We start from the raw sequence: 22,512 nt of genomic DNA on the forward strand, positions 1-22,512 counted from the left end.
ATGGACCTCACGCGCGCCGGCGCGGCGGAGCTGCGCGGCCTGGAGCGGACGACCCTGACCCTGCACACCCCGCGCCATCCCGATTGGCGCCCCGTCTTCCCGCTGGCCCACCTTGCCGAGCACTTGCTGGGGCGACAACTCGGCCGCCTGCCCGGGCTCAGCGTCCTCACCGGTCACCTGCGCAAAGACGTGATCACCGTACGGTTCCTGCTGTCCCCGGCCGGGCGGACCGGTCTCGACGTGGACCGGCTCGTCGAACTGGCCGACACCTCACCGGCCGACTTCGCCCAGGAGCAGCGGGTGCTCGCCGTCGAGGACGCGATCCTGCCGGAGCCCCTGCGCAGCGCGGGGCGGCTCCCGGCGTCGCTCGAACGGTTCCGGGAGGAGTGGCGGCGTACGCAGCCGCGGCCGACGCTGATCCGGCAGCCCTTCGTGTCGTCGCGCCTCTCGGAACTCCTGGACCCCGCGACTCCCCCGCCCTCGCCACCCGACCGCTCCGTGGCCGGGGCCACGCGCGACGGAGGGACGGACGAGCACCAGGAGTACGCCGAGGCGCTCGCGGCGGTACGCCGCAGGACCGGCGGGCAGGAGCCCGAACTGTTCCTGTGCGGCGGCCCGTTGGACCAGTACTGGAGCGCGCTGTCGGTGCTGCTCGCCGGACTGTCCGCGTACCGCTCCGCGCTGTTCCGTCAGCTGCGGGAGGGGCCGCGGCCGGTGTACAGCCTGAAGCTGTTCGACTTTCCCTGGCGGAGCCGTCGCTACGTCGCCTGTGTCACGCAGCCGGCCGTGGGCCCCGCCGCCTTCCGCGCGGACATCGGGCCCCGCGCCGCCGCGATCGTACGGAATCTTGGCCCCGCCGAACTGCGCACCGTGCTGGCCGAGGGGCGCCTCGCCGTCCTCGACGAGTTCGTCTCCGTACTGGATCATCCGCCCCGGCGGGCGTGGGTGCCGCTCCTGTCGCGGCTCAACGGGTTCAGCGCGCGGCCCGCCGATCTCGCCCGGCCGGTGCTCGACTGCACGGTCGACGATCTCGCGCGCTGCCGTGACGCGTTCCTGGTCGCGTACACGCGACAGCTCCACCGCGACGCCACGGCGGACAACGACAAGGCAGCCAAAGAGAAGAAGACGAACAAAGAGAAGAAGACGAACGAAGAGAAGAAGACGAACGGAGAGAAGGAGGAAGCCGCATGACCAGGGCCGCGTTCGCCCTCGTCGGTTTCGACCCACGGCGCTCGGCCGTGCCGAAGGGTTCGCGGCCCGAGTACTTCGCCGGCGCTCGCTGCCCGGTCGAGCCGACCGTGGGGGCTCTGCGTGACCGACTCGCCGACCTCGCGGCGGCCGGCCGGACCGCCTGTGTCGTCGCCGTGCTGGACGCGGACGACACGCTGGAAGCGGTGCGGCTGCGCGGCGCGCTGAACGAGGCCGTGCTCACCTCGGGATCCCTGCTGGTTCCCTGCGTCGTCACCGACCCCTGGACGGCATACGTCGGTCCCTGGATGAGGCCGCCCTCGACGCCCTGCCTCGGCTGCTTCGCCCCGGACCTGCTCCCCGCCGCCGACGGCTTCCGGCTCGACGGGGTGCGTCACCCCCCGGCAGTTCCGGGGCGCGGCGCGCGCGTGCGGGCCGCGGCCTCGGACGACGGTCCGGCCAAGCCCGACGAACTGGCGGCGCTGGCCCTGAGCGAGGCCTTCGGGACGCTGCGGCACGGCCTGGCGGGAAGCCCCGACCGGTCGATGTGGGGGCGCGTGCTGAGTCTGCGCGTGCGCGCGAACGGCAGGGCCGTCAGGGAGTCGTGGCGCGTCCCGAGGGATCCGGACTGCCGATGGTGCGGCACTCCGGTCCCCGCCGGGGCGCCGCCCCTGCCCCGGCTGTCCCGGATTCTGCACGAGAACAGCAAGTTGCACGAACACTTCAGGGAGCGGGACGCGATCAACAGCGCGTACGCGACCGAGCCCGCCCCGCCCCCCTGCGACAGCGCAACCGCCTCCGCCGGCCGGGCCACAGAAGTGCCCGGCACGGCGCACCCCCTGCCGGACGTCCGCGCGGACCGCTCCCTGGCCCTGGAGGAGGCGATCACCCGGCGCCGGTCGCGCCGCCGCTTCGGTCCCCGGGTCCTGACCGTGGACGAGCTGTCCGCCCTGCTGCACTACTCCTCGGGCGTCACCGGCTGGGCCGCCACCACCGACGGCGGCAGTGTCCCGCTGCGGGCCGCTCCGTCGGGCGGGGCGCTGTACCCCGTGGACGTGTACGCGTACGCGCGCCGGGTCTCGGGAATTCCGCGCGGGCTGTACCGCTACGACCCGCTCGCGCACGCCCTCGTCGGCACGGGCCGCCCGGCCGACGCCGGGGAGGCGCTGTCGGCGCACTCGGCCCACGGGAGCGTGCTCGACGACGCGGCCGTCGTCGTACTCCTCGCCGCCTCGTTCCGACGGGTCCAGGCGAAGTATCTGGAGCGCGGGTACCGGATCGCGCTCATGGAGGCCGGGCACATCGCGCAGAACCTCCAACTCGTCGCGGCGGCCCGGCAGTTGCGCACCTGCGGGGTGACCGGCTTCGTCGACGACGTCGTCAACGGCGTTCTCGGTGTGGCGCCCAGAGGGGAGTCCCAGGCCCTGTATCTGCTCGCCGTGGGCGGGGCGCCGGCGACCGGAGCTCAGTCCTGAACGAGCCTCCGCCTGCGGTATTCGCGCGGCGACATGCCGTACGCGGTCCGGAAGGCCCGACTGAAGTGGGCCGCGTCCGAGAAGCCCCACATGGCCGCGATCGCGCCGATGGACCGGGCCCGCAGCCGCAGGTCCGCCAGATCACGCCGGCAGCGCTCCAGGCGGCAGTATCTGATCCAGGCCGCGACGGCCATGCCGTGGGTGTCGAACACCTGGTACAGGTAGCGCACGGAGATGTGGTGGGCCTCGGCGATCGACGTCGGTGACAACGCCGGGTCGGCCAGGTGACGTTGGATGAAGGCGTCGATGCGCCGCCGCAGCAGGCAACGCCGCGAGTGTGCCGTCACTGTCACGGGCATCAACGTGAACTGCCCGCCCCGAGCGAGCGCGAAGCCCTCCTCGCCTTCCCGGGGTTGCTCCAGTTTGATCAACAGACGCGAGAACACAACCGGCGCCCCTCGTATCCCCCACACCTCTCACGTAAGTCCGATGACGGCATCGCCGCCCCTCCCTTCACCCGTCGCCGCCACCGCGACGGCGCCCTCCTAGCATTGTGCGGCTCCCCGCACCTTCTGTGGGAAATCCCTGCAATTGACCTGAACCAAACAGTTCCGGCAGACCGGAAGGATCTCCACCTCAAGGAGCAAATGTTCCGTCGACGGGACAGGCCCACGGCACGCGGGGCCACTCCCGCGACTGCCTTCTCTCCCACACCATCAACGCCCCGCCGACCGCAGTCGATCGCGACGTACTGGAAGCCGAACGGCAGCCGGCCGGCATCCGCGCCCGAGCCAGAACGGGCGTCCCTAATGCACACCAGTCGAAACCGCAGGTCAGCGGCCCTTCTCAGCAGGCTCAAGAATCGCCACACGAGGGACCAATGAGTCTCGCCCGCGAGCCTGTCCCTCTATGTTGGCGATCAGTCCGCACCCCTCGAGTGGAGCGCCATTGGTGAAGTACTCAGTGTGTGCGCCGCAGGCCAATTTGCTCCGCGAGGTCGCGGCGGCATCCGATGCTGTGCGCGTCTTTCCGCGTCGTTCGTTGGGACGCCCCATGCAGGCGGCGCCTCGCTCATGGAGCGGATGACGTGCTCCCCTCCTCCTTCGTTCCGGCCACCGGAAGCACGTACTCACCGGCGAGACGCGCCAGGTGCAGCGGAAGGGGCCGGGCAAGCGGCGGGTAGTCGTCGTGGTAGCGCAGCTGGTGCGTGAGCGTCGCCCACTCCGCCGGCCGGTCAGGCAGGCCCCCGTCACGCCCCGAGTCCGCCAGCGCCTTCTCCGACAGGCAGCCGAGCACGGTGATCTCCAGCTGCCCGGGGTTCCAGGCGGTCTTCCCGGGTGCTGTCCTGCCCTGTGCCGTGGGCGCCAGCTTCATGAGTCCCTTCGGCAGTTTCGCCACCGTGTGCGGCTTCGAGGCCGTACTCGCGAAGACACGGCTCTCCGTCTCCGCCGTCCCCCACACGCCCTCGGCGAAGCCGACTCTGCCCTTTGCGTCGTGGGCGTACCACTCCGCCACTTCCTCCCGTCCGTTGGTATCCCGTACGAGCACCACCCGCAGGTCGTCGCCGTAGAGCGTGTGGCGCTGGGCGGGTTCGGTGCCGAAGCCAAGCATGTCGCGGTCCAGTTCGCCGTTGCGCAGGCCGGGCCAGCACTGGCGCAGATTGCCGGCGTCCGCCAGCAGGAGCGTCGGGCGGTCGCGGAGCTGGAAGAGCAGCGCGCGAATCTGCCGCTCAGTCTCCTGCTGCCTGCGCTGCTCCACACCCGGGCGGGCAGCGGGCCGGAGCCCTCCCCGGGAGGTCGCGCCATTGCCAGGGCCTTCCGTATCCGCCCCCTCCCCCGCCACGGGTTCCACTGCCTGGGAGAGCAGCAGCAACAGCTTCGGGTACGGCACCCATTCGGCGCGCTGGGCGTCCCACCCCTCGATGACGCCCGGTCCGTCCCCGGGGCGGACCCGCACCGCGACCAGTCGGCGGACGGGGCACCGGGTGGGCCCCTTCCTGGTGTGGCGTACGAGCCAGAGCGCCACGTACTGAAGGTCGCCGGGAACTCCGGCTCCTACCCGGTGGGCGGGCGGGCTGATCGCGCCGAGCTGCCGGAAGGCGTCCAGCCAGGTCCACTTGGCCCGGTGCTCCAGGCCGCTGTCGGTGCTGTCGGTGCTGTCGGGCAGGTTGACGAACTGGCTCAGCCAGCCCTGCCGCGCCCAGGCGATGCGCAGCGCGTGCTTGGGGTCGGAGTCCGGCACGGCGGCGAAGCGCTCCTTATCGGCGATCTCCGTGATCACGACTCCGGTCCCCTCGGGCCGCAGGACCACCCGGTCGGCCACGAGTCGGCAGCGCTCTTCGATGGCTTCGGCCAGCCGGACGGCCCTGGGACGCCTGCGTTTGCGGGAAATCGGCATGGCGTCGGCCAGGGGCCCCGCGGGCCGGGCTCGTACCCGGATCTCGATCCCCTCGCCCCGCCACCGCCAGGTGTCGTCGTCGGCCGGCACCACTCTCTCCCCGGGAGGGAAGCCGATGAGCTTCGGCAGTTCCGCGAGCAGTGCCGCACGGGTTTCCGGGGACTGCCAGAAGACGTCGATCTCCAGGGGACGGCCGTTCAGTGCGCGTGCCAGCGCCGCCCGCCGCTGCAAGGCCAACTGCGCGTCCCGGACGCCCGGACCACGTCCGACACCCGAACGAGGCAGCAGTGAGGGGCTGTTACTCCGGGTGACCCGCGTGAGGTCGGGGACCCGGGTCAGCATGGGGCGCAACCCTTCCTCGACCCAGGCGTCCAGATCCGCCCGCTCCTGTGGCATCAGCCCGGGTCCGACCTCGTGCGGGCCGATCGAAGGGTGGTAGACGATGCCGGCGGCCACGTCCCCGGACCCGTTGATCCAGCGTTCCGGATGGGTGAAGAGCTCAGCAGGCTCAGGGTAGTTGCGTACGATGTCCAGTTCGGGCACGAGGGGCGCGGGGCTGTGGTGGCGCCAGGCCAGTTCCTTCAGCCGCCGGTCGTAGCCGAGGGTATTCGCCATCAACCGGTAGCCCCGGTCCGGCCCTTCCGGCCACGGCAGCGGGGCGTCGAGCAGGACCGTCGTGCCGCCGAGCTGGTGAGGGCGTACGTCAAGCCGGGTGGTCCACCGGCGTACCTGAGTGGACACATGGACGCGAAACTGTGGGGCGAAGGGCACGGTGTGGACGGTGATGTTGAGGCAGGCCGAGTAGTACCAGGCCTGCCCTCGCCGCTCGTACCGCTGGGGCGGCCAGGAGACAAGTCGCGCACCGTTGCCCGAACTCTCGACGCGGAAGTGGAGTATGGTGCCCCCGGTGCGGAACGTCCTGGCGGCCAGTCGGAAGGCGACCCACTCAGGCAGCAGACTGTAGAGCCGTGCGGCGGGTTCGGCTGTTCCGCCCGCCGAGATCACGGTCTCGGCGAGGTCGACCGACTCAGCCTCCCAATGTGGCAGCTGAACGGCCTCGGCCGGGTCGTCGGAGCGGAACCTCTCCTCCAGGTCGGCGCCTTCGGTGTCGTCCTCCTCCCGGTACGTGCCCGCCGCCCAGGTGCCGATCACCGGGGCCAGCACCTCAGGCGGAACGGCTTCCCGCGCGTAGAGCCACGGCAGACGGCCGTCCGTTCCGGCGTTGCGGCCGGTCGCGATGACACCGGGGGCCATCGCCTGGAGCAGGGAGTTGAGCCTGCGTACGGGGAGCCGGTCAGGGCGGACGGAGTCCTTGTCGGCCTCGGCGTGCATCCTGGTGAGCTCGGTATGCAGCTCCTCGCCGAGCCGCAGCACCCTCATCTCCTCCCGCCACGATTCATGGAGCGGGTCGGGTTCGTAGGCCGCGACGCGAATGGTGTGATACACGAAATTGCCTCCTGGAAGCTGGAGTTCGGCGTCTATGGGTGGTCCGGGGCGGGAGCAGGGGCGAGCAAGCGCGTGAGCATGCGCCGGAGCGGCTCGTACAGGGCGCGGGCGATGAACTGCTCCTCCGCGCTCTTCGTGTCGCCGTTGAAGTACGGGTCCAGCACGTCGAGCACGCTGTGCAGCAGGCTGGACGCGGGGGTGTCGGTTCGCGGTGGTACGGCCCCGCGGTTCGGGGCGAAGGCCGCGTCGACGAAGACCACCCGTGCCGGTACGCCGCCGCGCACCAGCCGCCCGATCACCTGCCACATCAGGACGAGCATGTCCCAAGTGACCTGCTCCCGCGCCTCGTCGCCGAGGTGGCTCCACGCCATCGAGCGGGCGAGCACCTGGTACCAACGCGAACGGGCGAGGCGGCGGACCTCGTCGGCAAAATCCTCAACGGTGGCCTGTCCCCGTGCCCAGGTGTCGAAGTCACCGCCGGTGACGGCGCGGACGATCCAGTCGTTGACGGCATGGACGGCCAGGGACAGGTCCTCGGGGTGCGGGTTGGGCCGCGCCAGGAAGTAGACCGTGCCGATGGCCGCCTCGTCGTCGTCGTTGAGGATGTTGTGGCCCCGCTCCACGGCCAGCAGGGGCGCCACGAGGATGTTCGCGTCGAGGTCCTTCAGGTGCTCGACGTCGCCCCGGCGCAGTGACCGGGCACGGTAGGCGGACGGCGCCTCGTTCTCCGGAGCGATCTCCTCGTCGTCCGAGACCAGGCACAGCACGCTGTCCCGCCAGCGGGAGTTGAGGTTGTGCAGGGTGTCGGCCACGATGCGCGCCTCGGCGTAGCTGCCGACCAGCAGGAGGATCTGGTCGCGCTTCCCTGGACGAAGGGAAAGTAACTCACGCTCCAGCGGACCTCCTTCGGGAGCGTCGTACTCCCCCGCGCCGAGACAGGTGGCAATACGGCGCAGCTTCTCGGGACGGTCGTCCGGGTGGGTTCCCGACAGGCGCAGCTTCTCGTCGCCGTCGTCGATGAACTCGAAGCGCATCAGGCTCTCGTCCGCGATACGTTCGGTCACCTCGGTCGGCGGCTCGATGATCACACCGACCGGGACACAGACGTGGTAGCGGCTGGACGCCCCCGCCCAGCTGCTGCCAGACATGAGCAGCAGATGGGCGCCGGGCCTGCCCTCGACGGAGGCGAGGTGGGGCATGGCGCGCAGCAGCTCACGTCCGACGCCGCTGCAGCGGAAGAAGGTCAGCTCGCCGCTACGGACTCCGCCCTCGTCCTCGCCCGGGACCCGGAACTGGAAGCCGAGCACGTTGCCCATCGGGGCCTCGGGCACCATCGGGCCGTAGTCGAGCGGCCGACGATACATCGTGTTGTAGCCCAGGCTGAGGGCGGCCTCGACCCGGGGCCACATGGCGTTGATCATGGCGAGCCGGGGTTCTAGGGCGCTGAGCAGCAGCGTGAACTCGAAACGTTCGGCGAGCTTCTGCCGCCACTGCTCGGGGGTCTGGGGCGGTGGCTTGAGCTTCCGGCGGCGCCCGCGCTTCGTCTGCCGTTCCTCCTCCTCGCGCTGCCACTCGTCGTACTCCTCCTTGTACTTCTGCTTCCGGGCGGCCATGTACTGCGGGTCGATGTGGAAGACCTCGTCCATGACCTCGGTCAGGTGGCGGCGGGTGTTCTCCGGATTGCCGGTGTGGAGCAGTTCGTTGAGGAGGGCGGTCAGCCTGCTGAAGTCCTCCTCCGTCCTGCGGCGGCGGTCGCCGAAGGGGTCGTCGCGGAAGGCGTCGAGAAGCTTGCCGAGGGCCTGTCTGAGGGCGTGGTTCTGGGGTTCCGGCCCGCTGCCGTCGAGGAGTTCGTAGCGTTCGTCGAGCAGTCCGAGCTGGAGCGTCCAGGCGCTGAAGTAGCCCGTCCGCACCCAGTTGCGCAGCTCGTACCCGGCGACGAGCATCGCGTACAGCCGGTCGGTGGCCGATCCGGCGGTGTTGAGGGCGGCGGCGAAGGTCTCCACGTCCCGTTCGGAGAGCTGGGTGCGCCCGCTCGCCGCGAGTTCCCGGATCTTGTGCCGGCTCAGCTGGTCGATGAGACCCTTGTCCTCGTCGCTGGCGAGGACGACGGCGGGTGCGAAGGTCTGGTCGAGCTTCATCTGCACACGGTCGGCCTCGTCGATGATCACGAGGTCGCTGCGGCGGCAGGCGAGTTCGAGGTAGCGGATACGCTCGCCGTTCTGGGGGCGGGGCGGTGAGGCGTCGATCAGTCCGGCCGGAGTGGCCACCCAGATCAGGGCGCCGACCAGGGTGCGGGCTCCGTGGTGCCGGGGGCAGGCGGACCAGTACGGGCAGCTCGTCGCCCTCTTCTGCCATACGGAGGCACGTCCGCCGCCCTTGTCGCGCCGTGGATCCGACGGTGGCCGGAGCCGGGAGCAGGGTGCCTCGCCGAAGGCGAGCGGCTCGGTGGACGAAGTGGCGTCCTGCCGCCTGACGTTGAGCACGCAGGAGGTCCCGAGGTAGGAGAAGGCGGGGTCGTCGTGGGCGAGCAGCCGGTGCTCGCCCCGGCCCGCCAGCCGGCGGTGCAGCCGCTGGGCGTGCCGCTCCCGGCCGGAGGAGCCGAGCACAGGTGCGGCGGCGCCGTCGGTGTACAGACTGTAGAGCTGGACGAGCTTCAGCACCTCCGCGACGTCGGTGACCACGATGGTGGTGCGCTTGCCGAGCTTGGCGAGATGGACGGCGACGATGTCGCGCAGCGTGCTCTTGCCCGTGCCGACGATGCCAAGCAGGTGCTGGATCCCGTCGACCGTGAACGTGAAGTCCTCGTCCTTGCCGGCCTTGTGGAACGTGCCGTTCTTCTTGGTGGACAGGTCGAAGGCCCGCAGCCGCTCCAGCCAGCGCGGCGGCCTTCCCTCGCCGACGCGGGCGTGCGTGGCGTCCATCTCCGCCGCGGTGCGCTCCAGACTCTTCCTGGTGAAGACCAGCGGCTCTCCGCCACCGGCCGGTTCCAGGTCCATGTCGTGGGCGACGAGGGGGGTGCGGGGTACGGCCGGCAGGTCGACGACGGCCAGGGTGCGGCTGACAGGGAAGGCGTGCGGTCCCTGGCCCGCGACCGGCATGCGTTGGCCCGCGAGCGGCGGGGCGACACGCAGCAGTTGCTCGTAGACGGCGAAGCGGTCGCTGGCGACGGAGAGTTCGCGGCGGTTGGCGGGCGACTCGGTGTCCGGTACGTCGTAGCCGCGCACCCTGGGGTCGAACAGCTGGTAGCTCTCCAGCGCCTCGCGCCAGGTACGGCCCCTGCGCAGTGTCCACAGCGAGTACCGGGCAACACGCAACGTCCGCCCGGTGTCCGGTGGCAGCGGCGCTCCGTATGCCTCGGCGAACCCGTATCCGCTGAACAGTACCCAGGCGCTGCCCGCTGGGCTGCCCGGCATCAGCTTCTGCTGGAGGTACAGGCCGAGTTCCACCTGGCACAGCGCTTCCAGGGCGGGCTTGGGAACGGACGCCCCCAGGAACGCCTGGAGTGCGCGGAGTACGTCGGTCAGCGGCGGGGTGATGCTACGCATTCTCCTTCTCCTCTCTCCTTGCCCGTCCCAGGTCCGGCACGAGGTCCACGGGTGTGGTGAGCACCAGCCGGTCTCGCAGGAGCGCGGGAAGGGCGTCGGTGAAGGCCTCCCGGTAGCCGTCCCGCCCGGCGAGCGCGTCAGGGACCACGACGAAGGTGCGGTCCGCGAGAGGTGCGCTGTCAGTGAGATGTGCAGCAAGGAGGGCCGGCTGCAGGCGGTCGTGCACCTGGATGTCCACGACTCCGGGACCGGTGTCCCTCAGCCGGTAGGCGGACAGAGGCCCCGACAGGGCCTCGTGGTCGATCCCGGCACGATCCAGCGCCTCCAGGGCGGCCTCTTCAGTCCGGTGCGGCAGTGCGAGGAACGTCCGCAGCGAACGCCGCAGGATCCACGCCTGTTCCGGCTCGCGGATCAGTTCCAGAGGGCAGTCGCGCGGGCATTCCTCCCCTTCGCACCAGATGTCCGCGTCGGTGGCGGACGACCCGGGTACGGGCACGGCCCCGTCCCGGGGCAGCGCGGGGAGCCCGCACGAGGGGCAGCGCAAGAAGTCGCCGTCGACGAGCAGGGATTCGGGCAGCGGCCTGTAGAGGTCCTTGACGCGGCTCCACACGGCCTTGCTCCAGCCGGGCCCGAAGCGGTCCTGCTGGTGGACCACCGGGTGGCGGGCCAGGAACCTCCGGCACTGCCGGTAGCGCTCGCCCGTTCCGCACCGCGCTTCCAGGTCGCCCAGAAGCGCCCGGGCGTGTGCCGCAACGCCCCCGTTCGGCCCATGCGAGGCGACTTCGAGGCACGACCGGGTCGGCATCCGGCCAACTGGGTGCACCAGCGTCGCGCCCGGGGTGACCAGGGAGACGGGAACCGCAAAGAGCGGATCGCCCGCCGGCCTGGTCCGGCACCACTCCCACAGCTCCGGAAGGCTCCTCGGCGGTGTCTCCCCGACGTCTAGGCAGTGCATCACCGTGTGGTCCAGCACACGCTGGGCGAGGACGGGATAGGGCAGGGCGAACGAGCGGAGTCCCTGGACCTCGGCGAGGGCCGCCACCATGCGGGCGAGCTCGCGGAAGAGTTCGCTGCCCACGCCCTCGGACTCCTCCCCGGAGTCCGGCCAGTCGGCCCGGCGGGCCGCCCCCGCCCTCATGCCGCGGCCTCGGTGGCGGGCGACGCTGAGCACCAGCGGGCCACTTCGCACCGCTCGCAGGAGCGTCCGGGCACGGCCGCGTAGCGGTCGTCCCCGTGCCAGTCGGCCACCATCGCCCGCAGGACTCCCTCCGCCACGGTCCGGTTGGCTGAGGCGAAGGGGTCGATGATCTCCAGGTCGGCACCGCTGGGGCGCAGCACCTCCAGCTCGACCCGGGCACGGGACGGAGCGCCGCCCAGGTCACCGCGGGCGATCAGCATGACCGCCAGGGCCAGTTGGGGGTAGAGCTCCAGCAGGGGGCGGTTGGACCGCCGGTCGGTGGCGGAGGTCTTGGTCTCACGCCATACCCATGAGTCGGCGTCCCGGTAGAGCAGGTCGGGTGCGGCGATCACCACCACGTCGGCGGCGGTGTCGTGTCGCACCACCCGGGGTTCGGTCCGCACGTCCGTCCCGTCCCCGACGCACCGCAGCGGACAGACCGCGGCGTGCCGCCGTAACAGGAGTACGCCGAGCGTGCGTTCGTGGTCGGGCAGGTCAAATCCGTCCGGCACCCACTCCTCGGGGACCTCGACCGTGCACGGTCGTGGCGATCCGTGACCGTGCCGGTCGGCGAGGTAAGCGTGCAGGGCCCGGCCGCGCTCGGCCGTCACCTCACGCTCGACGGAGTCCGCCGTGGGCAGGTGCAGCCGGCGCATGTGGTCGCGCGCCGGGCAGGCCCGGTAGTTGCGTCCGTTGGTCACCGACCAGGTGCGGCGGGGCCGGTCCGGTGCCTCGATGCCCAGCAGTCCGGGCGCCGCACGCAGGGCCGGGCAGACCGACAGGTAGGCGCATCCGCCGCAGGCGGAACCGGGGCGGTATTCCCGTCCGTCCAGTACGCCGGCCAGGGCGTCGGGGCCGTGCTCGCGGTACCGGGCGAGCGCCTGCGCCCGGCTGCCGGCGAAGAGCTCCCGCGTACGGCCGTCGAACAGCGCGAACTCCACGATCCGTACGTGCTCCGGCGGCGGCCCGGGGGTGCCCTCGGCCAGCACCAGGGCGACGGCGGCGGTGAACCCGTCGGGCGGCAGGTCCCGGTTCAGGCGGTGCACGGGGAGACGGAGTTCACGGTAGGCGCCGTCGGCGGAGGCCAGGCAGCGGCCCCACACGGTGAAGCGGTACTCCTGGGCGTTCCGCGGGTCAGGGCCGGACAGCCGGTAGCGGTACGTCCACGGCTCGGGGACCTCGTTCAGAGTGCGTTCCGGGTCGGCGGGGAAGGCCGCTTCGTACGCCTTCACACCATGGTCCGACCAGGTCCTCAGGCCGTCGTGCAAGGGCGCGGTACGTGTCCGGGGCGGGCTGCCGGAGGGCCGGAAGCGGGCGTCGCAGGCGGCCATGAAGGGGCCGAGAGCAAAGTGCTCCAACCGCTCACGACGGCGCGGTACTGGGTCGGCGGTGTGGTGGTAGCCGCGAGTCTTGAGGGCGTCAGCGGCGGGGCACCGGAATTCTAGTCCCTTGAACATTCCAGCGGATACCGTGATGACTTCGGAGGTGCGGGTCACCCCGTCGGGGGGCAGCCATGGCTGTGACATTTCCTGCTCCATTTCTGAACTGGGGAAAGACGGGTGGCCATGAGGGAGATCGAGGAGATCGGCGATGTGGAGAAGCGCTACGAAGTGCTGGACATGGTCGGTGACGGCGGCCAGGGCGACCTTTTCCTCGGCCGCGACCGCAGGAGCGGGGAGAGGGTGGCGCTGAAGCTCCAGAAGGCCCGGGACCTCGGCCCCGAGAGCGTTTTCCGCTCGGCCGGAAGGAACCTTCTCGAAGAGGGTTCCCGAATGATGATGCTGACGGGAATTAAGGCGATTCCTGAAATCATCGCCACCGGGGCGCACCGCGGGCGCCGATGCCTGGTCATGGAATTCGTCGAGGGACGCCAACTGCAGAACGCCCTGTTGGCCGCCCGGCCCGTCAGGCATCCCGGGACCGTTGCGTCCGTCATCGGCCAGCTGTGTGAAATTCTGTGGGAAGTTCACAAGCGGAATCTGGTGCACTGCGATCTCAAACCCGAGAATGTCATCGTGCAACCGGACGGCCGTCTCCGTCTCATCGACATGGGCCACGCCATCATGGCGGGCAAGCCAACGCTCTATGAGCGCGGTACGCGTGGCTGGGCCTCCCCCGAGCAGTCCGACGCATGCCCCTCAGGTCTGACGCAGCGGGCGGACATCTTCGGGCTCGGCTGCATTCTGCTGGAGATGACCGTGATGCGTCTGCCCTACGGCGGATTGGAGGAGCGGGCGGAACCGGGCAGTCCTGTACTGCCAGCCGACCTACTCGCCAAACTCCCCCCGGAGTTCGCCTTCCTCGCGCTGTGGATGGTCCGGTGGGAGGCGGAGAAGCGCCCGGCGGATGTCCGTGAGGTGTTCGACAGGCTCCGGCAGCACCTGCCCCGGCTGGGCTCACGGCGACCGTCCAAGCGGCTGCACCCTGACCCGACCGAGTACTACCGCACGCATCTGCCCCGACTGTGACGGTGACCCGACTGTCGCCGGCGAGGCGGATCACCTCAATCCTTCCAGCAGCTCTCGGATCTCACGCGGATCTGCGCCGCCCATCAGCTCGCGTAGCACGATGACTCTCTCCAGCTCCAATACCGCCTTTTCGGTCTTTCCGGCGGACACCAGGACCTCCACGAAGAGCCGCCGCGCCTTGTCCTCGTTGGGCCAGTTCTCCTGTTCGCGGTAAATGTCGCAGGCCCGCTGGTACAGGACGATGGCCTCGTCCCGCTCGGAGCGGGCCAGGTGCACCTTGGCCAGGGTGAACAACACGTCGGCCAGGCCGCTGCGCTCCCCTGTGCGCTCCACCGCACATAGGGCGTCGGCGCATCGGCGGAGCGCCTGCTCGTGCTCACCCCGGTCGTGGTGAAGCGCGCCGAGGGCATTCAAGGCGGCCGCCTCTCCGACCGGGTCGGACACCTCCCGGCACAACTTCAGCGCCCGGCGCAGCGTTTCCTCCGCTCTCGTCCGGTCGCCCTGCTTGCGTAGGGTGATCCCGAGCCGGTGCAACGACCGGGCCAGACTCAGCCGGCCTTGCTCGGTGTCGTCCTCCTCGCTGAGCCGGACGGCCCGGCGCAAGTGACCCACGGCCGCGTCGTACCTGCCGAGCCGCCACTGTGTCCCTGCCAGCATCCGATGGACCATGGCGCAGTCCACCGGAGCGGCGGCGGATTCCGCTGCGTCCACGGCGTACCCGAGGTTCCTCAACGCGTCGTCGAGGAGGTGGCGGCGCCACTGATAAGTGACCAGCGCCAGCGGCAGCAGCCATTCGTACCGTTTGATGCCCTGGCAGATGGCTAATCGGATGCCTCGCTGGACGGTTGCATACTCCTCGTCCAGGAACGCCATCGCCTGCCCCGGTTCCGCGGGATCGGTGACCGTGACCCTGTCAGGCTCGCCGATGGGCAGGGTGCGCTCGTGGTCGAGCACCCGGTCGCAGGCGCGGACGTTGTGCAGTTGGTGTTCCAGCACTTGCCGTACGGTCGCCCGCTCAATGTTCGCCGTCTCTCCGTCCGGCCCTGGCTGCATGTGCTGGCGGGCAAAAGCCCGCACGAGGTCGTGCAATCCGTAGCGGTCCCCCTGGTGCTCCACCAGGTTCGCCGCCACTAGCTCCACCAGGGCCCGGTCGGTGCGCGCCGCTTCGCCCGCCGCCCTCCCGAGGTCCATCACCGCCTCCCAGGAGGCGCTGGGTCCGGGGTGAACGGCGAGCTGCCACAGCAGAAGCTGGCCCTCCTCGCCGAGCACGCGCACGGAGCAGTTCAGCGCGACACGGACCGACAGTTCGTGTTCCGGCAGGTGCAGGGTGTCCAGCTTCGCCCGTTCCTCCTCCATCTCCCGCACGAGGGCGAGGATGGTACGTAGCGGACGCGCACCGCCTTCCAGGAGCCGGGCCACCACGGCGAGGGCCAGCGGCAGTCGGCCGCAGAGACGGACCAGATCACTGAAGCCCTGAGCGCACTTCGCCCGATCCTCGGCTGCCACGTTCTCCTGGAGTACCTCCAGAGCGTCCGCCTCTTGCAGCGGCTCCATCTTGCGAAACAGCACCTTTCTGTCGGACTGGAGGCGCAAGAGGTCGTTGCGGCTGGTGATTATCACGGCGCAGGTGCCGTCTCCGGGAAGCAGCGGCAGCACCTGCTTGGCATTGAGCGCATCGTCGAGGACCATGAGTATGGAGCGGTGGGCCAGTGCCGACCGCAACGCATTGCTCTTGCTCTCCGGTCCGGTCACCGTGGTGTAGGGCGGTAGCGCGGCCAGGAACCCGTTCAGGACCTCGTCCGGTTCAGCGGGCCGCACGTCTCCGTCGGCGAACCCGTTCAGTCCGGCATAGAGCACACCGTCGGGGAACCGCTCCCGCAGCCCACGGGCGAGGTGGTGGGCCACCGTGCTCTTCCCGACACCCGCCATGCCACTGATGAGGACCAACGCCAGGTTGCCGGCGTCCTGTTCCACGCACACGGCCTCGACGAGGCCGCGGATCAGTTCGTCCTGCCCGACCGGCCTGCGTCTGCTGCCGGGCAATTGGTCCGGTAAGGGCGGCAGGAGCGTCCCGGCCGACCGGTGTGCAACTCCCCGGACCTGGTCGATGGCGCTCTGCAAGTCGGCGTCCGGCTTTCCGTTGCGCTTCGTCCACTCCTCGATGAGCCGTTCACGCCGATGCTCCGGCAGGTCGTCGTGGGCAAGCAGGTAGAACCCTAAGACCTGGGGCAGTTCCGGTGTGCGCTCGAACCATTTCTCCGTCTCCTCGCGGAGCCATTTCTCCTCCCTGGACCTGTAGGCAGCGTCCAGCCGGGCGCATACGGCGGCCATCAACTCGGCCCGCAGTTCCTCCCGGCGCAGCTGGAAGCCCCTCTCCGTCGGTCCGCGCAGGGGTTCGCCGCCGTCCCACCCCTGCAGGGCCGCCCCGAGTTGCTCGAACCGCTCCGGAGGGCTCAGCTCCCTGGCTCTCGCCACCCGGTCGCGGAAGCGGAGCAGGTCGACGCTGTCCTCCGGCAGGCGGAGCGTGCAGTAGCCCGACTTGCCGCCATGGGGCACGACCACCGGCCCCAATTGCTTCCGTAGGTCGGAAATGGCACGGTTCACCAGGTCGCTAGCGTTCTCGTGGCCGCCCCAGAGGACTTTGGCGATCTCCTTCCTGGTGCACCGGTAACCCGGTGATGTCACCAGAAGTGCGAACAGTGCGGCCGGCTTTGAACCTCCGAAGACCCTTCCGCCACCGTCCCCTTCGGCTTCGACTGGGCCCAGTACGTGCCCCTCCATCGCCCTCCCCTTCTCCGCAGCGGAAGCAGTGGTCCGGCCCTTTGGCGGCGCCCCCTTCATCTGTGCGCTGCGGTGCACCGCTTCACACGCGCTCGCTCCTTCACGCCCCCGGGTCTCCGTTATCCCTCAGTTTCCGCTCTGCGGCCTCCTCCCGTCCCCGGCACGATGACACCAGCCGCTCGCAGAAGCGCGAGACGGCGTCGCGCAGTCGTCCATCGACCCAATAGGGAGGAACCACAAGCCCTATGAACAACCGTCAGCGAAACCGTCGAGCGAGCCGCCTGCGCCAGTCCCCCGACTGGCCGCCGACCCGCCGGCGGCGGGCGGGCAGCCAGACCGAGGGCACCACGCCGGCGACCCCGCACACCGAGGCGCCGGACGCCTCGCCCTCCGAGACCGCCTGAACCCCACAGCCGGGTGGGTGCCCGTCCCGGGCGGGCACCCCCCTCGGCCCCACCCCTCCGAACTCCGCCGATCGGCGAGCTCGCGGCCTTTCCGCACCTGCCACACGCTCGTGGTCGAAGGCAGCGATTCCCGGTCCACAAGACCAACGCTGCATACGTACGCATCAAGTTGGGGCGCCTGGGGCTTCTTCCCGTTCTCCCCGCATCTGGGGCGATGTGACCACCTCACAGGACTTCAGCCCGTCCAGCACCCTCAGCACCCTCAGCCTATAGAGAGGATATTTCCTGATGTATCTGCCATATAGCAGTACGTTCGCTTCAGTGAGGCGGCACTTCGACGACCCCCGGGTCGGCGACGCGGTCCTCGTGACCGTTCCCACGGACACCGAGGGGGCGGAGCCGGTCCGGCTGACCGCTGCCGAGACGCACGAGGCCCTCTACGGGCCGGGCTCCGACCCGCAGTTCGCCGCTGCGGTCTGGATGGAGGTACTCAGCACCGCGCTGAGTGACCTCACTCCACACGGTATCGGGAGGCTCCTGGTGATCTGGCTGGCCCTGCCCCGGCTGACCGGGACGGTCCACCGCGTCTGCACGCGCCTGCGTGCCGATCGGTCGGACGTGGAGGCCGAGATGGTCCTGGCCCTCCTGGAGGAGCTGGCGGCCCCGGACGCCGCGAGCCGCCTATACGACTCCTCCTTGATCCACGCAGCGCGCACCAGGGCGTGGCGCTTCGCCCGCGAGGGCCTGCGGGAGACCCCCTCCTCCCAGGTCGAGCGCATCGCCCAAGATCGCGCGCTCACCGCGTCCGACGGGGAGGCGGACGCTCCGGCTGAGGAGGGCCTGGACGTGCGGGTCGACCGTCCGGACGGCCCGGACGGGCTGTGCGCCCCGCTGCGCTTCCGGGTGCGCCCGGAGCATCTGCGCAAGGGCGCCTTCGCCGACACCGACGGTGGGACGTGGGACCGTTCGACGCACCACGGCCCCCGGAAGAAGCGCCGGTCCGGGCGCCGCGTGGGCACCCGGCCAGTCCGCCCTGCGGGGAGGCGAGCATGAAGGACCCGGCAGAGGGGCGACTCAGTTTCACCGAGCTGTTCGACCTGCCCGTCGCAGTGGACCTGCGGACAGCGGCCCGAGCGCTCGGGATCGGCTCGACGACCGCGTACCGGCTGATCCGCGAGGACGAGTTCCCCTGCCCCGTCCTCCGCGTCGGAGGGAGGTACAGGATTTCGACCAAAGAGCTGATGCGCGCCCTAGGGATCGAGGACCGTCCGCTGTACAGCGTGGACCTGGAACTGGGCGCGGACGGCCCGCACGCCGGCTTCTGACAAGGAATGAAGAGGGTCTCGTGTCCCCCACCACCGTGCGGCCCCGTGGCATCAGCCACGAGGCCGCACGGCCCTGCTTCTCCACACCCCACCCGGTCCGTCACCCCGTGGTGCCCTGAGGAGAAACCTCAGCGCCGGTTGTGGCACAGGGTTCGAGTTCCGCACGCGGAGGAAGACCTCCGTATGCCCACCGGGGATCGAAGGCAAGGCTGTCGTAGCTCCAGTCTCGGAGACGCGCGACGAGTCGAGAACGAGGACTCCAGAGCATGAGCAGCAGGCCGACAGGCATGACACATCGTCAGAAGCAGCGTCGGATGAGCGTCGAAACGACTTCTCTCTCCCTCGCGCGATGATCGGGCCCACGAACCCTGCATCCGGCATGACCTCCACAGATCCGCAGGTCAGAGGCTCGCATCCGTCACACGACAGGCTCCACGCTATGCACGCCGGGAAACAAGTCGATCACATGCCACACCTGTGCAGCCTACGAAAACCGCAGGTCAGGCACCCTTGGCGGCAGGCTCAAGCACCGCCACACACTCCACATGATGAGTCATAGGGAACAAATCAAACGCCCGAAGCATCCGCACCCGGTACCCGCCCTCCCGGAAATACCCCAAGTCCCGTGCCAGCGCCGCCGGGTCGCAGGCCACGTACGCGATGCGGCGCGCGCCCAGGTCCGTCAGGAGGCGCACCGTCGACTTGCCCGCGCCCGCGCGGGGCGGGTCCAGGACGATGAGGTCGGCCTCGGTGATGCCGGTGCGTGGGAGGACCGACTCGACCTTGCCCTGTTCGATGCGGACGCGGTCGAACGCGGCGAGGTTGTGGCGGGCGTCCTCCACGGCCCGCTTGCCGGACTCGATGCCGAGGACGGCGCCCTCCTCACCGATCCGGTCCGCGATCGCTCCCGCGAACAGGCCGACCCCGCAGTAGAGATCGAGGGCGGTCTCGCCCTTGCGCGGCAGCAGGCCCTGCATGACCGCCGTCACCAGCGTGTCCGCCGCCTTCGGATGCACCTGCCAGAAGCCGCCGTTGCCGACGCGGTACGTACGGCCGTCGGCCCGTTCGCGCACGAAGGGGCGGCCGTGGACGCGGTGCACGCCGCCGTCCTTCTCCTCCACGCGGAGGACGGAGACCGGCTTGTCGAGTTCGACCAGGGGCAGGCGCGCCCCGGGACGGGGAGTCAGGATCACCTGGCGGTCCTGCGAACCCGTCGCCGCGATCGCCTCCACCGACTCCATGCCCGACCAGTCGCGCCGCTCGATGCCCAGCTCGGTGACGCCCTCCGCCGCGATCATGCAGTGGTCGATCGGCTCCACCTCGTGCGAGCGGTGGCGGCGCAGGCCCGCCCTGCCGGAGTCCGGGTCCACCGCGTACTGCACGCGGGTCCGCCACGCCGGCACCTCACCGGCGGGCAGCTTGTCGCCCTCCGCCGGCATCACCGTGCCGTCCCAGCCGGCCTCCTCGGGCGTGAGCCCGGCCAGCCGCTTCAGCTGCTCGGCGATCACCTCGCCCTTGAGGCGGCGCTGCGCCCCCGGCTTCGCGTGCTGCCAGTCGCAGCCGCCGCAGCGGCCCGGTCCGGCGTACGGGCACGGGGCCTCGACGCGGTCCTTGGACGCGTCGAGAACCGTCACCGCGTCGGCACGCAGGAAGCGCGAGGCCTCGTCGCCCTCGGTCACCCGCGCCACGACCCGCTCGCCGGGCAGCGCGTGCCGTACGAAGAGGACCTGTCCCTCCTCCGTGCGGGCGACGCAGTGGCCGCCGTGCGCGACCGGTCCGACCTCGACCTCGTACTCCTGGCCCACCAGCGAGTTCTTCGGTTCAGCCTGCATGGCGGGGTGACTCCACAACGTAAGGGGAAAAACGGGGGTCGGCGGCCGGGAGAGCGAGAGCCGCCGGACGCCAGCCGACCAGTCTACGTGCGCGGCGCCCACTCGGCCGCCAGAGCCCGTCGGGGACGGCACCACACGCGCCGCGCCCACCCCGGCGTCACCCCTTCTTGCTGCTCTCCTTCGCCCTCTTCTCCACCGGCCCCCGCCGCACCGACCCCGGCGCGTTCCACTCCTGGCGCCTGCGCGCCCGCCGCTTCGCGGCCTCGGAGGACTCGAGCTGGTAGGGGACGGACGTGACCATCACGCCCGGGGTGAACAACAGCCTCCCCTTCAACCGCAGCGCGCTCTGGTTGTGCAGCAGGTGCTCGTACCAGTGGCCCACCACGTACTCGGGGATGATCACGCTGACCGCGTCGCGCGGGCTCTCCCGGCGCAGCGACTTGACGTACTCGATGACCGGGCGCGTGACCTCGCGGTAGGGCGAGTCGAGGACCTTCAGCGGCACGCCGATGTTGCGCCGCTCCCACTCGTCGCGCAGGGCCTTGGTCTCGGCCGCGTCGACGTTGACGCTCAGCGCCTCCAGGGTGTCCGTGCGCATCAGCTTGGCGTACGCGAGCGCCCGCAGCGTCGGCTTGTGGATCTTGGAGACCAGGACGATGGAGTGCACGCGGGAGGGGCGGACGCTGTCGTCGGACGGGCCCTCGGGCGCCGCGATCTCCTCGGAGACCCGGTCGTAGTGGCGGCGGATCGCGCTCATCGTCGCGTAGAAGATGACCATGCCGAGCAGGGCCACCCACGCGCCGTGCGTGAACTTCGTGACGAGTACGACGATGAGGACCAGGCCGGTGAAGAAGGCGCCGAAGGTGTTGATCGCGCGGGAGCGGACCATGTGGCGCCGCTTCGCCGGGTCGCGCTCCGTGGCCAGGTGGCGGTTCCAGTGCCGGACCATGCCGATCTGGCTGAGCGTGAAGGAGACGAAGACGCCGACGATGTAGAGCTGGATCAGGCGGGTCGAGTCCGCGCCGTAGATCCAGACGAGCAGCGCCGCGGCACCCGCGAGGAGCACGATGCCGTTGGAGAACGCGAGGCGGTCGCCGCGCGTGTGCAGCTGGCGCGGCAGGTAGCGGTCCTGCGCGAGGATCGAGCCGAGCAGCGGGAAGCCGTTGTACGCGGTGTTGGCGGCGAGGAAGAGGACCAGCGCGGTGGCCGCGGCGAGCAGGATGAAGAAGAAGCTGCCGTCGCCGAAGACCGCCTCGGCGACCTGGGAGATCACCGGGTTCTGGACGTAGTCGGCGCCGAGCGCGGCGCCGTTGTCCAGGAGATCCTTCGCCGGGTTCTCGGCCATGTGGACGTTGGTCGCGAGGGCGAGGCCGATGATGCCGCAGAACATGGTGACGGCGAGCAGGCCCATCATCGCGAGCGTCGTCGCGGCGTTCTTGGACTTCGGCTTGCGGAAGGCCGGGACGCCGTTGCTGATCGCCTCGACGCCGGTGAGCGCGGCACAGCCGGAGGAGAAGGCGCGCAGCAGCAGGAAGACCAGCGCGAAACCCGCGATGCCCTCGTGCTCGGCCTTGATCTCGTAGTCCGCGGTCGGGGCCTTCATGGTGTCGTCGAGGACGAAGCCCCGGAAGGCGCCCCACGCGATCATGATGAAGACGCCGGCCACGAAGACGTACGTCGGAATCGCGAAGAGCTTGCCGGACTCCTTCACGCCGCGCAGGTTCATCAGCGTCAGGAGCAGGATGACCGCGACCGCGCACAGCACCTTGTGCTCGACGACGAACGGGACGGCGGAGCCCAGGTTCTCGATGCCCGAGGAGATCGACACGGCCACGGTCAGGACGTAGTCGACGAGCAGCGCGCTCGCGACGGTCAGACCGGCCTTGGGCCCGAGGTTGGTGTTGGCGACCTCGTAGTCGCCGCCGCCGCTCGGGTACGCGCGCACGTTCTGGCGGTAGGACGCGACGACGGTGAACATCAGCACGACGACCGCGACCGCGATCCAGGGGCTGAAGTGGTACGCCGACACGCCCGCGATGGACAGGACGAGCAGCACCTCGCCGGGGGCGTACGCGACGGAGGACAGCGGGTCGGACGCGAACACGGGGAGGGCGATGCGCTTCGGCAGGAGCGTTTCTCCGAGCCGGTCGCTGCGCAGTGCGCGCCCGATGAGGATGCGTTTGGGCACGTCGGTCAGTTTGGACACGCAGAGGATCGTAAGCGTTGCATCAAGATGCCGCCCACCCAGCACCCCCAAGTGCCACGGGATACCAGCCATGGGGGACGGCGGGTGTTCGGCGGGCGACAGCGGGTGGCCGGATGCGCGCACGGCCGCGTCGCCGACGGGGCGACGGCGGGTGGCCGGGCGGGAGGCGACAGCGGGCAGGCGGGCAACGGCCGCGGGCCGGGCGGGCAACGGCAGCGGGTGGCCCGGGGCCTAGGCCCCGGGCCACCCGTTCACTCATCGGCTGACC

14 protein-coding genes are annotated in these 22,512 nt (G+C 70.4%); 6 read left to right on the top strand and 8 right to left on the bottom strand.

All coding sequences use genetic code 11. The features are described 5' to 3' along the window. Positions 1-1,191 (top strand): hypothetical protein, encoded by a 1,191-nt coding sequence (locus tag AC0KTA_RS08690; protein ID WP_481054542.1) that lies wholly within the window; start codon positions 1-3, stop codon positions 1,189-1,191. Continuing rightward, the gene (locus AC0KTA_RS08695) at positions 1,188-2,663 is read left to right on the top strand and encodes a SagB family peptide dehydrogenase (RefSeq protein ID WP_481054543.1); all 1,476 of its coding nucleotides are present in this window, start codon (positions 1,188-1,190) and stop codon (positions 2,661-2,663) included. The genes AC0KTA_RS08690 and AC0KTA_RS08695 overlap by 4 nt, the downstream gene beginning before the upstream one ends. Here AC0KTA_RS08695 and AC0KTA_RS08700 read toward each other — a convergent pair. The 5 genes from AC0KTA_RS08700 to AC0KTA_RS08720 form a co-directional block, all read right to left on the bottom strand. Then, positions 2,654-3,022, bottom strand: a complete 369-nt coding sequence (locus AC0KTA_RS08700; RefSeq protein WP_481056358.1) for a helix-turn-helix domain-containing protein — start codon at positions 3,020-3,022, stop codon at positions 2,654-2,656. The two genes, AC0KTA_RS08695 and AC0KTA_RS08700, sit on opposite strands and share 10 nt — an antisense overlap. Before the next feature lie 712 nt (positions 3,023-3,734). Beyond that, positions 3,735-6,506 (bottom strand): pPIWI_RE module domain-containing protein, encoded by a 2,772-nt coding sequence (locus tag AC0KTA_RS08705; RefSeq protein ID WP_481054544.1) that lies wholly within the window; start codon positions 6,504-6,506, stop codon positions 3,735-3,737. Positions 6,507-6,538: 32 nt separating this feature from the next. Then, positions 6,539-10,051, bottom strand: coding sequence for a pPIWI_RE_Z domain-containing protein (locus AC0KTA_RS08710; RefSeq protein WP_481054545.1), 3,513 nt, complete (start codon positions 10,049-10,051; stop codon positions 6,539-6,541). Continuing rightward, the gene (locus tag AC0KTA_RS08715) at positions 10,044-11,189 is read right to left on the bottom strand and encodes a pPIWI_RE_Y domain-containing protein (RefSeq protein WP_481054546.1); all 1,146 of its coding nucleotides are present in this window, start codon (positions 11,187-11,189) and stop codon (positions 10,044-10,046) included. The genes AC0KTA_RS08710 and AC0KTA_RS08715 overlap by 8 nt, the downstream gene beginning before the upstream one ends. Continuing rightward, positions 11,186-12,754, bottom strand: coding sequence for a PD-(D/E)XK nuclease family protein (locus AC0KTA_RS08720; protein WP_481054547.1), 1,569 nt, complete (start codon positions 12,752-12,754; stop codon positions 11,186-11,188). The genes AC0KTA_RS08715 and AC0KTA_RS08720 overlap by 4 nt, the downstream gene beginning before the upstream one ends. 39 nt (positions 12,755-12,793) lie before the next feature. On the opposite strand from AC0KTA_RS08720, the gene AC0KTA_RS08725 reads away from it, so the two are divergent. Continuing rightward, positions 12,794-13,696 carry a serine/threonine protein kinase gene (locus AC0KTA_RS08725; RefSeq protein ID WP_481054548.1) on the top strand — a complete coding sequence of 301 codons (903 nt, stop codon included), beginning with the start codon at positions 12,794-12,796 and terminating at the stop codon, positions 13,694-13,696. Positions 13,697-13,726: 30 nt separating this feature from the next. Here the strand turns inward: AC0KTA_RS08725 and AC0KTA_RS08730 are convergent, their stop codons facing one another. Next, positions 13,727-16,477 (bottom strand): AfsR/SARP family transcriptional regulator, encoded by a 2,751-nt coding sequence (locus AC0KTA_RS08730; RefSeq protein ID WP_481054549.1) that lies wholly within the window; start codon positions 16,475-16,477, stop codon positions 13,727-13,729. 245 nt (positions 16,478-16,722) lie between these two features. Between AC0KTA_RS08730 and AC0KTA_RS08735 the strand changes: the two genes are divergently transcribed. The 3 genes from AC0KTA_RS08735 to AC0KTA_RS08745 all read left to right on the top strand — a co-directional run bounded on the left by AC0KTA_RS08735 (position 16,723) and on the right by AC0KTA_RS08745 (position 18,206). Continuing rightward, entirely contained in the window at positions 16,723-16,881 is a 159-nt protein-coding gene (locus tag AC0KTA_RS08735; protein ID WP_481054550.1) for a hypothetical protein, read from the top strand. Between the two features lie 321 nt (positions 16,882-17,202). Further along, complete coding sequence (locus AC0KTA_RS08740) at positions 17,203-17,934, top strand: hypothetical protein (RefSeq protein WP_481054551.1); 732 nt, start codon at positions 17,203-17,205, stop codon at positions 17,932-17,934. Then, the gene (locus AC0KTA_RS08745; RefSeq protein ID WP_481054552.1) at positions 17,931-18,206 is read left to right on the top strand and encodes a helix-turn-helix domain-containing protein; all 276 of its coding nucleotides are present in this window, start codon (positions 17,931-17,933) and stop codon (positions 18,204-18,206) included. Before AC0KTA_RS08740 ends, AC0KTA_RS08745 begins: the two co-directional genes overlap by 4 nt. A gap of 500 nt (positions 18,207-18,706) precedes the next feature. Here the strand turns inward: AC0KTA_RS08745 and AC0KTA_RS08750 are convergent, their stop codons facing one another. Continuing rightward, positions 18,707-20,038, bottom strand: a complete 1,332-nt coding sequence (locus tag AC0KTA_RS08750) for a class I SAM-dependent RNA methyltransferase (RefSeq protein ID WP_481054553.1) — start codon at positions 20,036-20,038, stop codon at positions 18,707-18,709. Between the two features lie 157 nt (positions 20,039-20,195). Next, positions 20,196-22,244 (bottom strand): APC family permease, encoded by a 2,049-nt coding sequence (locus tag AC0KTA_RS08755; protein WP_481054554.1) that lies wholly within the window; start codon positions 22,242-22,244, stop codon positions 20,196-20,198. Positions 22,245-22,512: the final 268 nt, after the last annotated feature.

It is taken from the genome of Streptomyces sp. Y309 (genome assembly GCF_056712025.1).

Bases quoted from the DNA above. Each gene is read 5' to 3' on its own strand.
- AC0KTA_RS08690 (WP_481054542.1), top strand. From the start codon at position 1: ATGGACCTCACGCGCGCCGGCGCGGCGGAGCTGCGCGGCCTGGAGCGG.
- AC0KTA_RS08695 (WP_481054543.1), top strand. From the start codon at position 1,188: ATGACCAGGGCCGCGTTCGCCCTCGTCGGTTTCGACCCACGGCGCTCG.
- AC0KTA_RS08700 (WP_481056358.1), bottom strand. From the start codon at position 3,022: ATGCCCGTGACAGTGACGGCACACTCGCGGCGTTGCCTGCTGCGGCGG.
- AC0KTA_RS08710 (WP_481054545.1), bottom strand. From the start codon at position 10,051: ATGCGTAGCATCACCCCGCCGCTGACCGACGTACTCCGCGCACTCCAG.
- AC0KTA_RS08715 (WP_481054546.1), bottom strand. From the start codon at position 11,189: ATGAGGGCGGGGGCGGCCCGCCGGGCCGACTGGCCGGACTCCGGGGAG.
- AC0KTA_RS08720 (WP_481054547.1), bottom strand. From the start codon at position 12,754: ATGTCACAGCCATGGCTGCCCCCCGACGGGGTGACCCGCACCTCCGAA.
- AC0KTA_RS08725 (WP_481054548.1), top strand. From the start codon at position 12,794: ATGAGGGAGATCGAGGAGATCGGCGATGTGGAGAAGCGCTACGAAGTG.
- AC0KTA_RS08730 (WP_481054549.1), bottom strand. From the start codon at position 16,477: ATGGAGGGGCACGTACTGGGCCCAGTCGAAGCCGAAGGGGACGGTGGC.
- AC0KTA_RS08735 (WP_481054550.1), top strand. From the start codon at position 16,723: ATGAACAACCGTCAGCGAAACCGTCGAGCGAGCCGCCTGCGCCAGTCC.
- AC0KTA_RS08745 (WP_481054552.1), top strand. From the start codon at position 17,931: ATGAAGGACCCGGCAGAGGGGCGACTCAGTTTCACCGAGCTGTTCGAC.
- AC0KTA_RS08750 (WP_481054553.1), bottom strand. From the start codon at position 20,038: ATGCAGGCTGAACCGAAGAACTCGCTGGTGGGCCAGGAGTACGAGGTC.